11 protein-coding genes are annotated in these 13,740 nt (G+C 31.9%); 3 read left to right on the forward strand and 8 right to left on the reverse strand.

Going from position 1 to position 13,740, the window contains the following annotated elements; all coding sequences use genetic code 11:
• The first annotated feature begins 140 nt into the window (after window positions 1–140).
• A complete protein-coding gene (locus tag ACYEKI_RS03550) occupies window positions 141–674 on the forward strand; it encodes a hypothetical protein (protein ID WP_459209784.1) in 534 nt (177 codons plus the stop codon).
• A gap of 193 nt (window positions 675–867) precedes the next feature.
• On the opposite strand, the gene ACYEKI_RS03555 is transcribed toward ACYEKI_RS03550, so the two are convergent.
• The 6 genes from ACYEKI_RS03555 to ACYEKI_RS03580 form a co-directional block, all read right to left on the reverse strand.
• Window positions 868–1,725 (reverse strand): BadF/BadG/BcrA/BcrD ATPase family protein, encoded by an 858-nt coding sequence (locus tag ACYEKI_RS03555; protein ID WP_459209785.1) that lies wholly within the window; start codon window positions 1,723–1,725, stop codon window positions 868–870.
• A 72-nt stretch (window positions 1,726–1,797) separates the two neighbouring features.
• The gene (gap, locus tag ACYEKI_RS03560; RefSeq protein WP_459209786.1) at window positions 1,798–2,799 is read right to left on the reverse strand and encodes a type I glyceraldehyde-3-phosphate dehydrogenase; all 1,002 of its coding nucleotides are present in this window, start codon (window positions 2,797–2,799) and stop codon (window positions 1,798–1,800) included.
• A gap of 27 nt (window positions 2,800–2,826) precedes the next feature.
• Window positions 2,827–3,813: a 6-phosphofructokinase gene (gene pfkA / locus ACYEKI_RS03565; RefSeq protein WP_459209787.1), complete on the reverse strand. Its 987-nt coding sequence runs from the start codon at window positions 3,811–3,813 to the stop codon at window positions 2,827–2,829.
• A 301-nt stretch (window positions 3,814–4,114) separates the two neighbouring features.
• Complete coding sequence (locus ACYEKI_RS03570; RefSeq protein ID WP_459209788.1) at window positions 4,115–5,374, reverse strand: aminotransferase class I/II-fold pyridoxal phosphate-dependent enzyme; 1,260 nt, start codon at window positions 5,372–5,374, stop codon at window positions 4,115–4,117.
• Window positions 5,375–5,520: 146 nt separating this feature from the next.
• On the reverse strand, window positions 5,521–6,561 hold the full coding sequence (locus ACYEKI_RS03575; RefSeq protein ID WP_459209789.1) for a PLP-dependent cysteine synthase family protein: 1,041 nt from the start codon (window positions 6,559–6,561) through the stop codon (window positions 5,521–5,523).
• A gap of 91 nt (window positions 6,562–6,652) precedes the next feature.
• Window positions 6,653–8,797 (reverse strand): S9 family peptidase, encoded by a 2,145-nt coding sequence (locus tag ACYEKI_RS03580; RefSeq protein WP_459209790.1) that lies wholly within the window; start codon window positions 8,795–8,797, stop codon window positions 6,653–6,655.
• Window positions 8,798–8,868: 71 nt separating this feature from the next.
• On the opposite strand from ACYEKI_RS03580, the gene ACYEKI_RS03585 reads away from it, so the two are divergent.
• Window positions 8,869–9,192 carry a YbaB/EbfC family nucleoid-associated protein gene (locus ACYEKI_RS03585; protein ID WP_459209791.1) on the forward strand — a complete coding sequence of 108 codons (324 nt, stop codon included), beginning with the start codon at window positions 8,869–8,871 and terminating at the stop codon, window positions 9,190–9,192.
• A 176-nt stretch (window positions 9,193–9,368) separates the two neighbouring features.
• On the forward strand, window positions 9,369–9,689 hold the full coding sequence (locus ACYEKI_RS03590) for a YegP family protein (protein ID WP_459209792.1): 321 nt from the start codon (window positions 9,369–9,371) through the stop codon (window positions 9,687–9,689).
• 26 nt (window positions 9,690–9,715) lie between these two features.
• On the opposite strand, the gene ACYEKI_RS03595 is transcribed toward ACYEKI_RS03590, so the two are convergent.
• Both ACYEKI_RS03595 and ACYEKI_RS03600 read right to left on the reverse strand, forming a co-directional pair.
• Window positions 9,716–10,198, reverse strand: a complete 483-nt coding sequence (locus ACYEKI_RS03595) for a DUF6495 family protein (RefSeq protein WP_459209793.1) — start codon at window positions 10,196–10,198, stop codon at window positions 9,716–9,718.
• Window positions 10,199–10,324: 126 nt separating this feature from the next.
• On the reverse strand, window positions 10,325–13,549 hold the full coding sequence (locus tag ACYEKI_RS03600) for a TonB-dependent receptor (RefSeq protein WP_459209794.1): 3,225 nt from the start codon (window positions 13,547–13,549) through the stop codon (window positions 10,325–10,327).
• Window positions 13,550–13,740: the final 191 nt, after the last annotated feature.

Raw genomic sequence — 13,740 nt, forward strand, 5'->3', positions numbered from 1 at the left:
TAAAATCATTTTTATTATTCTTAAAATTTTAAGAATCTTTTTGTATCTTGTCTATGATATTAAAACCCACACCGATAAAACAAACCATACTTGAGTAAGTATAATCTTACAAAACAGTTTAACCCTAAAAACTGGAGATTATGAAATTAAAATTATTTTTCCTCACATTACTTTTAACTAACATACTTGTTGCAAATATCAAAGTTGATGTTTCTAGTAAACTTATCTATGTAACTGAAGATACTGTCATTGACGGTTTAGATCAAAATACAGACGAAGGAGTCATTTTTGTAACGCTGAGCATGCATATAGAAAAAGGAGCTCGTGTCAAAGTACGTAACGCTTGTCTTATTATTCAAGGAAGCTTAACTGGTACAGGATTTATAGATGTAGATGAATCTGCTACTGTTACCCTAGAAGGTGACGAAGAAGGTAGAATTACTTTTCTTAATCGATTTCTAGCCGATGACACTTGTCAACAAGATACCGACAAAAAAATATTAAAAAACATTAAGGACGTACCTCAAGGATTAAATTATAGTCTATATAATATGTCTGGAAGATTACTAGATAAAGGACAAATAGATGATTATATTCAAAACTATAGAGATCCTAAAAAATATTTTATCAAAGTAGAAGGCTATCGCTTAAAGAAAATTATATTTAAAGGATAACAATTATAATATATTAAACAACAAAAATAGTAAGGACCTTTACACTAAACTTCCACAGTAAAATGTATTTTACTGTGGCTTTTTTTATATCCTAATATCATGAATAAATCTATTATAAAAATAAAAAGCCTTAGGATGGTTAATCTCTAAGACTCTTTACACTAAACAAAAAAACTCTCTTTTTTTAATGTTTTTATTTGGTTAAAATTTTATTACGGTAATATTCTATTAATCCGTCTATTGGTCTTCTTATAATTTTTCCGATAGAAAGATGGTATGGCCATGCTGCCGCTTTTATAATATCTTCACTAAAATGTGCAATAGATCCAATAAAGTGAACAGGAACATTTTGTGCCTCAGGAAAGCATAATACTCGAGTTTCCATAAACTCTTGCATTCCTTCGGTTATAATTTTATAAAAATATCCATTACGTTCACTGGTAAATATAAACTCTGCAAATGATGCTAGATAGGTATTGGGATTCTCTTTTTTATATAAATTCTCTTTGATCACGTCTGAATTTAAATTAAAACGTTTCTCAAATTCTACAGCTACATCTTGAGGCATTCTATGATAGAAATAATCTCGTATTAAACGCTTTCCAAAATAGTTCCCACTAGCTTCATCCATTAAGATATATCCTAAAGAATCTACTGCCATATGAATCTCTTTTCCATCATAATAACAGCTATTCGACCCAGTACCTAAAATACAAACGATTCCTGGTTCTGTAGTTGCTGCAAATACAGCCGCTACCATATCTTCTCTTACTGAAACCTCTTTTGCATTAGAAAAAAATTCTTTTATAATTTTCTCTAGTACTAAAGTTGGTTTTTTTGTTCCACATCCAGCTCCATAAAAATGAATCGTTTCAATTTTATCTTTGTATGCTGTTAATTCTTCGTTTTGCGAAATACGATCCCTAAGCATTTGTTCTCCAAAAACAGCTGGATTTAATCCTCCTGTTCGTGTTTTAAATACTATTTCACCTGCTTGATCAAGTAATATCCAATCACATTTGGTTGAACCTCCATCGCTTATTAAAATCATGATTTTGTGTATTTAGGTTAGTAAGAGAAAGCCTCAACATTTAAATCAAACCTTGAGGCTTTGTATAGCGTATTATAAGTTTCCTACGTGAGTAGATAAATCTACTAATTTGGTTGAGTATCCAAATTCATTATCATACCAAGCTACTAACTTGAAGAAATTCTCATTAAGTGCTATACCTGCGTTTGCATCAAATACAGATGTATGAGATTCACCAACAAAATCTTGAGAAACTACAGCTTCTTCTGTATAAGCTAGAACTCCTTTTAATTCATTTTCTGAAGCGTTTTTCATTAAAGCTTTAACTTCTTCGTATGAAGCTGATTTTTTAGTCTTTACAGTTAAATCAACAACAGAAACATCTGCTGTAGGAATTCTAAAAGCCATTCCTGTTAATTTACCTTTTAATTCAGGGATTACTTTTGTTACAGCAACAGCTGCTCCAGTAGTAGATGGAATGATATTATTCATTGCACTACGTCCTAATCTATAGTTCTTTTTTGAAGGTGTATCAACAGTTGCTTGAGTTGCAGTTGCAGCGTGAACTGTTGTCATTAATCCTTCTTCTATACCTAAATTATCATCAATAACTTTTGCTAATGGTGCTAAACAGTTTGTAGTACATGAAGCATTAGAAACAATAGTATCGCTAGGCTTAACATCTTTATGGTTTACTCCCATTACAAACATCGGCGCATCTTTTGATGGTGCAGAAATTACTACTTTCTTAGCTCCTGCTTTTAAGTGTGCATCTGCTGTTCCTAAAGTTGTAAAAATTCCTGTACAATCCATAACTACTTCTGCTCCTACTTCATCCCATTTTAAATCTTCTGGATTGCGCTCTGCAGTTACACGTATTGTTTTTCCGTTTACAACTAGGTTTCCATTTTCTACTGCTATAGTTCCATCAAACCTACCGTGAACAGAATCATATTTTAATAAATAAGCTAAATGCTCTACATCTAATAAATCATTGATCCCTACTATTTCTACATTTTCTCTTTTAGAAGCAATTCTAAAAGCGATTCTACCTATTCTCCCAAAACCGTTAATACCTATTTTTAACGTACTCATATTCCTAATTTTAATGTATTTCTAAATTTATATTGAAGTTATATCCGAAACTCGAATCAAGTCTTGATCCAACTCTCTTTCTTTTGTCAGTGCCACTTCTAAACCAACTGACGTAATTTTTTTATTTACAATTCCGATCATAACATTACTTTCTCCTTTAAGCAAAGCATCAACTGCTCCTACTCCAAGTTTGCTACCTAATACACGATCATAACAACTAGGTGCTCCTCCTCTTTGAATATGCCCTAAAACAGAAACTCTTACTTCATAATCTTTAAGGTTCTCTTCGACATAGCTACCTAATTCAAAAATATTTTTTCCAGATTTATCACCTTCTGCAACAACAATAATACTCGAAGTTTTTCCTGATTGTTTACTTCTTTTAAGTGATTCTAGTAAACGTTCTACTCCTAAATTTTGTTCTGGAATTAAGATCTCTTCTGCTCCTGCTCCGATTCCTGCATTTAAAGCAATATCACCAGCATCTCTTCCCATTACTTCTATCAAAAATAAACGGTTATGTGAACTTGCAGTATCTCTTATTTTATCTATAGCATCCACTACAGTGTTTAATGCTGTATCGTATCCAATAGTATAATCTGTACCATTAATATCATTATCTATAGTTGCAGGAATACCTACTACAGGAAAGTTATATTCTGCATAGAGTTTTGTAGCTCCAGTAAAGCTTCCGTCTCCACCTATAACTATTAATGCATCTATATTTGCATTCTTAAGGTTTTGATATGCTTTTGCTCTACCCTCTTCTGTACGAAACTCTTGAGATCTTGCTGATTTTAAAAATGTTCCTCCTTTATTAATTATGTTACGAACAGATCTTGCATTTAATTCTTCTATATCATTCCCGATCAATCCTTCGTATCCTTTATAAATACCAAAACATTTAAGCTCATAAAAGCTACATGCTCTTACAACTGCTCTAATTGCAGCATTCATTCCTGGTGCATCTCCACCAGAAGTTAATACTCCTATATTTTTTATATCCTTAATCATCAATATCAAATCTATCGTAATTGATCTTAATAACCTAATTCGTAAAAAAACTAAAACGTTTTCGGTTAATAAATTCAATAGTTAAAGGTAAAAAGTGGTCTATTTTATCATATTCTCAAAAGATTGCGGCTTAATTTATTTAGAATAAAATTTTATCCTATTATTTAAAAAGTGTTATGTATTATGTACTATACATTATTAAACAGATATTAATAATCAAATTATATCATATTTATAAGCCAACAAAAAGCCATCAATGTAAAATTGATGGCTTGAAAAGATATTTATATAATGATGAGATTTATTCTCCCATTGCTGCTGTTAAAGCCGCAGACATTCGCTTATACGTTCCATTTTCTAAACGTTCTCTAATTGCAGAGAAAGCTTCTAATGTTTCTTCTACATCTTTTAAAGTATGTGTTGCTGTAGGAATTAATCTTAATAAGATCAATCCTTTTGGTATTACTGGATATACTACTATCGAACAGAATACTCCATGGTTTTCTCTTAAATCCTTTACTAATGCCATAGCTTCAGGAATACTACCTTTAAGGTATACTGGTGTCACACAACTCTGCGTAGTTCCAAGATCAAATCCTCTGTCTTTTAATCCGTTTTGTAAAGCTCTTACATTCTCCCATAGTTTTTCTCTTAACTCAGGCATTGTACGGATCATATCCAAACGTTTTAATGCTCCTACAACCAATTGCATTTGCAATGATTTAGCAAACATTTGAGAACGTAAATTATATTTTAAATAATCAATGATTTCTTTATCTGCAGCGATAAAAGCTCCTGTACTTGCCATAGATTTTGCAAAAGTTGCAAAATATACATCAATTTTGTCTTGTACTCCTTGCTCTTCTCCTGCTCCTGCTCCTGTTTTACCTAAAGTACCAAAACCGTGAGCATCATCTACAAATAATCTAAAATTATATTTTTCTTTTAAAGCAGCTATTTCTTTTAATCTACCTTGCTCACCTCTCATACCGAAAACACCTTCTGAGATCAATAAAATACCTCCTCCAGTTTTTTCTGCCATTTTTGTAGCACGCATCAAATTCTTTTCGATACTTTCAAGATCATTATGCTTATATGTAAAACGTTTTCCTTGGTGTAAACGTACTCCATCAATAATACAAGCATGAGCATCTACATCATAAACGATTACATCATCTTTTGATACTAAAGCATCTATAGTAGATACCATTCCTTGATATCCAAAATTTAAAAGATATGCAGCTTCTTTATGTACAAATTCGGCTAATTCATCCTGTAATTGCTCGTGTAAGTCAGTATGACCACTCATCATTCGAGCCCCCATAGGATAAGCAGATCCGTATGTAGCTGCCGCAGCTGCATCAACTTCTCTAACTTCTTCTCTATTAGCTAACCCTAGATAGTCATTAATACTCCAAGTAATTACTTCTCTTCCTTGAAACTTCATTCTATTTGATATAGGTCCTTCTAGTTTAGGAAACACGAAATATCCTTCTGCTTGATCAGCCCATTTCCCTAAAGGTCCTTTGTCTTTGTATATCTTATCAAATAAATCTCTCATCTATCTTAAATTTGTATCTTAATAAGTTTGCGAAAATAAAGAAAAATGATGGGATGACATAATTATATTGAAATGTTCTCCCTATTCATAAAAAGAAAGCATCTGTTTTTTATAAATCAGATGCCTTCATATTGTATTTCTTTTAATTATTTTACGAATTGTACTCGAGTTGCGTCTATTTCGTTTTTGCTATCTACAAATCCTTGTTCTAGCATCCATTCGTCACTAAAGACCTTACTCATGTATCTTGATCCATGATCTGGAAGTATCACGACTACATTACTGTTTTCGTCAAATTCTCCTTGTGCTGCCATTTGTTTTATCCCCTGTATTGCTGCACCACTAGTATATCCTAAAAACAAACCTTCTGTTCTAGCTAATTCTCTAGCTGTGTGAGCACTTTCCTCATCACTAACTTTTTCAAACTTATCTATTACATCAAAATCTGTTGCTGTAGGAATCAAGTTTTTTCCTAATCCTTCTATACGATATGGATAGATCTCATTAGAATCAAACTCTCTTGTTTCATGATATTTTTTAAGAACAGATCCAAAAGCATCAATTCCTAATATTTTAATATCTTTATTTTGTTCTTTTAAATATCTAGCTGTACCTGATATTGTACCTCCAGTACCACTACAAGCTACAAAGTGTGTAAGCTGTCCTTTTGTCTGTTTCCAGATTTCTGGCCCTGTAGAATTATAATGAGCATCCATATTTAACTCATTAAAATACTGATTGATATATACAGAACCTTTAATTTCTTCGTGTAATCGTTTAGCTACTTGATAATACGATCTAGGATCATCTGCACTTACATGTGCTGGGCAAACATAAACTTTAGCCCCCATACTTTTAAGCATAGAGATTTTGTCCTTTGATGATTTAGAACTTACTGCAAGAATACAATCATAGCCTTTAATAACGCTTACCATAGCAATACTAAATCCTGTGTTACCACTGGTCGTTTCAATGATAGTATCTCCTGGTTTAAGTATTCCTTTACGTTCTGCTTCTTCTATGATATGCAGTGCAATTCGATCTTTTGTAGAATGCCCTGGGTTAAACGATTCAATTTTAGCGTAGTAATTACCGGGTAAGCCTTCTATAATTTTATTTAATTTTATAAGTGGTGTATCACCTATAAGCTCCAATACATTATTATAAGCCTCTATCTGTTCTCTCATAAGGTTATGTTTTTCATCTGTCCTTGAGCTAATAGGTTGGGGAACCCAAAAACAGTTATAAAACGTTGCGAATTTACATTATTTTTTTTAATTATTCAGTAATCCCTTCTAGATCTAATAAAAAAGCATATTCTTCTGCTACTTCTTTTAGCGCTTCAAATCTTCCTGAAGCTCCTCCATGCCCTGCTTCCATATTAGTATGCAAAAGTAGTTTATGATCATCTAATTTTAACTCTCTTAATTTAGCCACCCACTTTGCAGGTTCCCAATATTGCACTTGAGAGTCATGCAATCCTGTTGTTATTAGTATATTAGGATAAACTTGCGCTTTTACATTATCATATGGTGAATATGATTTCATATATTCATAGTATGTTTTATCATTAGGATTTCCCCATTCATCATACTCTCCTGTAGTTAACGGAATGCTATCATCTAGCATTGTTGTTACTACATCAACAAAAGGTACTCCTGCAACTATACCATTATACAATTCTGGTGCCATATTCATTACAGTCCCCATTAATAATCCTCCTGCAGATCCTCCCATTGCATACAAATGTTCTGGAGTAGTATATCCTTGGGCTATTAAAAACTTTGAACAGTCAATAAAGTCTGTAAATGTATTTTTCTTTTTTAATAGTTTTCCATCTTCATACCATTGTCTCCCTAAATATTCACTTCCTCTTATATGAGCTATTGCATAAACAAAACCTCTGTCTAATAAGCTTAATCTAGATGTAGAAAAATAAGGGTCAATAGTTACTCCATAAGATCCATATCCATATTGTAATACTGGATTTGCACCATCTTTTTTAAGTCCTTTGCGATATACTATCGAAATCGGAATTTGAGTTCCATCTGTTGCTGTAGCCCAAATTCTTTCTGATACATAGTTTGCTTTATCAAAATTTCCTCCTAAAACTTCTTGCTCCTTTTTGATTTCTTTAGTTTTTGCCTCCATATCAAAATCAATAACAGAACTAGGCGTAGTTAAAGCATTGTATCCATATCTTAAAATCTTGGAATCAAAATCTGGATTAGTTCCTACATATGCTGTATAAGTCTCACTGTCAAATGGTAAATAGTAATCTGCTTTACCATCCCATCGTTTGATATTGATTTTATTTAAACCATTAGAACGTTCGCTTATGACTAAATACTCTTTAAAAATATCTATATCTTCTAATAAAACATCTTCTCTGTGAGGTATTAAGTCTTTCCAATTTTCTTTGGCAGTTTTATTTTCTGCCGTTTTCATTAGCTTAAAATTAGTAGCTCCATCTGCATTTGTTAAGATATAGAAGTTGTCTTCATAATGTGCTATACCATATTCTAACCCTCTTGTTCTTTCTTGAAATATTTCAAATGTTCCTGTAGGATTATCTGCTTTTAATATTCTATACTCAGACGTTAATGTACTACTTGAACCTATTACTAAATATTTTCTTGATTTTGTTTTATATACAAATGTATTGAAGGTATCGTCTTCTTCATGAAATACTAAAACATCTTGTGTAACAGGAGTTCCAATTGTATGTCTATAAATTTTATCAGATCTTAAAGTTTCTGCATCTTTACGGGTATAGAATAATGTTTTTCCATCTGCAGCCCATGTACTCGATCCCGTTGCATTTTCTATAGTTTCTGGATAAATCTCTCCTGTAACTAAATTCTTAATTCTTATGGTATATTGTCTTCTACTTACAGTATCTACTCCATAAGCTGCCAAAGTATTGTCTGGGCTTATGTTAAGACCTGTAAGTTTAAAATATTCGTATCCTTTTGCTTCTTCATTACAGTCAAATAAAATTTCTTCTTCTGCCTCTAATGTTTCTTTCTTTCTAGAATATATAGGATAATCTTTCCCTTTTTCAAATCGTGTGATATACCAATATCCATTATACTTATAAGGTACAGAAGCATCATCTTCTTTGATTCGTGATTTCATTTCTTCAAAAAGACTTTTTTGAAAATCCTTAGTATGAGCTGTCATTCTATCATTGTACTCATTCTCTTCTCTTAGGTAATTTAAAACCTCTTCATCTTCTCTTTGGTTTAACCAAAAATAATTATCTACACGCACATCTCCGTGCTTTTCTAATTGTTTAGGCTTTTTTACTGCTGTAGGAATTTGTGTTTCTGTATTCAATGGTTTGTCTTTTGTTTTTGAATTAGTATTGCACGAAACGGCAAAAATAAAAGATAATATATAGATAAAACTAAAACTTTTCATAATAATACTATAGTTTATTACTTACCAAAATAGTAATTTTGTAATCAATAATATCTAAAATCTTATATCAAATGTTTGGAGACATGATGGGTATGATGGGGAAACTCAAAGAAGCTCAACAAAAAGTAGAGGATACAAAAAAACGCTTGAACACTGTTTTAATTGACGAAAACAGCTCTGATAATTTATTAAAAGTTACTGTTACTGCAAATAGAGAAATCAAATCTTTAAGTATTGCAGATGAACTTCTTGAAGATAAAGAGCAACTTGAGGATTATTTAATTCTTACACTTAACAAAGCTATTGCTAAGGCTACTCAAATTAATGAGTCAGAACTTGCTGCTGCTGCAAAAGATGGTATGCCTAATATCCCTGGATTGGATATGTTTAAATAAGTTCATTATTGTATCATTTTATTATGTGCAATTCTATAGTGGTAATCAAAAATTACCACTTTTTTATGCTTAAAATCTTACAAAAGTTACCGTTCTAATCAAAAATCTCTTCTCTTCTCTATTATTTTTTTAGAATTATGTATATTTTTAACTATACTTAAACAAAAAAGAGAATCATGTTTGAACTAAAAAATAAAGAAGGAGAAAAATTTCATTTTACACTTAAGGCTAAAAATGGTCAAGTAATTTTATCTAGCGAAGTATATAATAGTAAAGCTGCCGCTAAAAATGGGATTGCTTCTGTACAAAAAAACTGTGAAGATGATGTTCGCTACGAACGTAAAACAGCTACTAATGGTAAGTTTTATTTCAATTTAAAAGCTACTAATGGTCAAGTTATAGGAAGTAGTCAAATGTATGCTTCTGAATCAGGAATGGAAAATGGAATACGTTCTGTAAAAGAAAATGCTCCTAATGCCGAAACCAAAGAAATATAAAAAGCTGCTGCAATAGCAGCTTTTTTTTAAGCCTTTTTATTAGCCATTAATTTTTCAAAATATTGATATAATTCACCTTTTGTAATTTGAGCGCCTTCTCTAATTAATGCAAATTTATCTGCATTTTTATCTTCATTATATTCTTTATTGGCATTAAAAAACTCAACACTATCATCTAGTAAATTATTACGTAACCAATCATATCCTCCTTGAGTTGTTACATCTATATCTTCTTTACTTACTCGTATAGCAATTAGTCTCATTTTTTCCTCTCCTAAGTGAAATAAATGTATTTGTTGTTTTGAGAAATGCTCTAAATAAACAACTTTATTTAAAACGCCTTCCCATACTAAATCACTAAAAACATCTATTTCTTCTTCTGCAACCTCTGGTTTATTCTTTTTGATATCCTCCCACTCTTTTCCTGTAATAGATTGAGTTGCCAAAAAGTTAATAAACTCTTGATGCATTTCTTCCAATTGTTCTTTTGTAAGTCTTTGGTATTTCATACTGATCTTATCGTCAAAATTGCGTGCAAAAATACGTATAATCCGCTTTATAAATTCATTTTATCTATAAAAAAAGATGAACCTAAAAATCGGTTCACCTTTTCTTCATTTATATAAACCTTAATTTTAGAAAATATATCGTAATCCTACTTGTGCTTGCCATCTAGAATCTAAACTAAAATCATTTGCAAAAGTCTTACGTTGAGATACATCAAAAGTATAGGTAGGCACATTATTATCATCTACAGAAACTCCCAAAATTTGATCATTTACAGGTCTTTCTATCACTCCCCAATCTGAGTTTAAAAGATTCCCGAAGTTTAAAATATCTATACTCAATTGTATTGTATTTGTTCTATTTGCAGATACATTAAAATTATAATCTTGAGTAAGTTTAACATCCCAACGCCCTCTCCATGGACTTAGGATAGCATATTTTTCGGCATAGTTACCTCTACGATCTCTTAAATAATCATCTTGTTCTATAAATGCTTCAAAAGCTGCACGTTGTGCCTCTTGTTCTGCTCCTGATCCAGTAAAGTTATATGTAACTAGTTCTTCTTGTGTAGGTATGTATAATAAATCATTAAGACTTGAACCATCATTATTAATATCTCCAGAATATATATAGTTAAATCTTCCGCCTTGAGCGTATTCATAAAAAGCACCTAATGAGGTTTTCCATTGTTTACGTTTACCATAATGAAAAATTTTGTTTAATTGCCCTACAATACGATGTTTATCACCATATCTAGAAGTTGTACTCACCGCTTGATTTACATTACCTAATGCAGGATTACGTTCATAAGCATCACTAGAGATTTCTGCATCTAGCGAACTAGCATCTTCTGCTTCTAAGAAATTATAAGCTATACTCGCATACAATCCATTATTAAATCGCTTTTGTAATTTTACAGACCAATTAAATGAATATCCTATATCTGTATTAGTAAATACATACGCATTTGTCGTTCCCCCAAACTCGTTTACTGCCCTATCTGTATCTAAATAAATAGGTCGATCATCTACTCCTTCTAGTTGTCCACTAGGCGTGCGTAATCCATAATTACGGACCATCTGGGAATTAATATCTTCTGTATAAATCACATCTGTTGATATTGCATATCCATTTTTGAATTTATAATCTATACCTAGGCTGTTTCTCCATACTTGAGGAAATTCAAAATCTGGTGCTGTAGTTGTATAAAAGAAAAAATTAGGATTAGCTACTTGGTTTCCTATCCAAACAAAAGGTAATCGTCCAGTAAAAATTCCTGTTCCTCCACGCACTTGAAACGTTTTATCTCCTTTTACATCCCAATTAAATCCTAAACGTGGTGATACTAATAATTTACGTGTAGGTAAATCTAAGCTATTGAGTTGTGTTTCATTTCCATTTTCGTCATAATAGGCAATCTCTGGTTGATAATTCCCGTCTGGAAATGTTCCACCTGCTGCTCTTTCTATATTTTCTCTAATTTTTGTCTCTGTATCAAAATATAATGGTTGATCTATTCTTAATCCATATGTCAATGTAAACCTATCATGCATTCTCCATTTATCTTGTGCATAAAAAGCTAACTGCCCTACATTAGTCTCTGCTAGTGCCCATGAATTATTTGCATTATTTTGATCAAAAACTTGTTGTGCATTCAATAATGCTGCCGCTATCGTACCATTATCAATAGCTTCTTCAAAACTGTTTCCTGTAGGATTTGTTGCATCTCTTCTCACACTATCAAAAACATCAAAAAAGGTACTTATTGGTCCTAAGCCTTGTGTATCATCTCCACCAAAATCGTATACCCCTAAATTAAATGAATTATCAAATTCGAATCGCTCAAAAGATCCACCTAAAGTAATAGTGTGATTTCCTGAAACTATGTTTAAGTTATTCGTTATTTGATATACATCTTGATCAAGTTTGTTGTTTATAGAAAATGGTTCGTGCCCAGCAACAATATAACGCACTCCATTTTGCTGAATATTTATTGGTGGTGCAGGAGCAGAAAATGGATCTCTACTATCTTTAAACTTAGTATATCCTATTTGTAATTTATTAGTGATATTACTTCTAAAATTAGAGTTCAATTCAACTAAGAACGAATTGATTTTATTGTTTATTCTATATCCAGAATTTCTAAATTGTAATGTAGTTAAATCTGGTCCTCTACGTCCTATTGCTTCTGGGTTAGCCGGTAAATCTCTTGAAGCATCCAAAAAATTATAAATTAAAGCTAATCGATGATTATCATTAATATTCCAATCTAATTTCAATAAACCCTTAGAAGATTCTGTAATATGCGTGTACCCTTCATAAGGTCCTGTTTGATATCCTAAATTTGCTAATTGATCTGAGACAAAGTCTAAATCAGAAGCCAAAACTCTAGATACATTAGTACCTGTCACTCCTGAACGAGCTGCCAAAAAATTTGATCCTAAATCTTCTCGATCATCTCGTTCAAAATTAGCAAAGACAAATAATTTATTTTTTATAATTGGTCCTCCTACACTAACTCCATACTGCGCTTGATTCAAATCGGGCACAATAATATCGTCATTACCTACTTTATCTCCTGTTAAGTCTTGATTACGATAAAATCCATAAACAGTTCCTTTCCAATTATTTGTCCCACTCTTTGTTACTGCATTTACAGAAGCTCCTGTAAAACCAGCCTGTGTAACATCATAAGGAGCTAGTGAAACCTGAATTTGCTCTATAGCATCCAAGCTAATTGGTTGTGCATTGGTTTGTCCTCCTGGTGTTGCAGCATCTAACCCAAACGGATTGTTAAAAATAGAACCGTCTAAACTAAAATTATTGAATTGATCATTACGACCTCCAAATGATCCATTACTTGACGCAGTGGGTTCTAATCTGTAAAAATCTGCTGCCGATCGTGTAATTGTAGGTAATGCTTTTAATTCTCTACTTCCAATACTGGTTTCTGCACCTGTACGCTCACTATTAAAAGCCGAGTTTTTATTGGTTGTAATAACTACTTCATCTAGTTCATTACTATCTGCTTTTAATACTATTGTAGCATTAAATGTTTGTCCTAATTGTAAATTGATATCGCTTATGGTTTGTGTTTTAAATCCCACATAACTCACAATCAATTGATATGGACCTCCTACTCTAAGATTAATTAGGTTAAATCGTCCGTCAAAATTTGTAACACTTCCATAAGAAGTTCCTGTAGGGGTATGAACAGCTCTCACTGTTGCTCCAGGAAGTAATTGATTGGCATCATCATATACAACTCCTTCCATGTTTGAAGTAGTGACCTGTGCATGAGAAACTAGACTAATACAGCATATTAGTATTAATTGTACAAATAGTTTTTTCATTGTGTAATATTGTAATTTTTATGATTTGATGCTAAGATACTAGAAAAACTAGAGTCTCTTTTTTTCAATAACTACGTTTAATGCACTCTTATCGCAAAAAAAACATCATCACAAATCAGGATAGCTTCATTAAGTTTTCTTTTTCATTTATATTCTCTTAATTTCTTATAACATTATCTTAATTCTATGTT

Origin of the sequence: Aquimarina rhabdastrellae, from assembly GCA_947387485.1 — a bacterium.
In the GTDB taxonomy this organism is placed as follows: Bacteria; Bacteroidota; Bacteroidia; order Flavobacteriales; family Flavobacteriaceae; genus Aquimarina.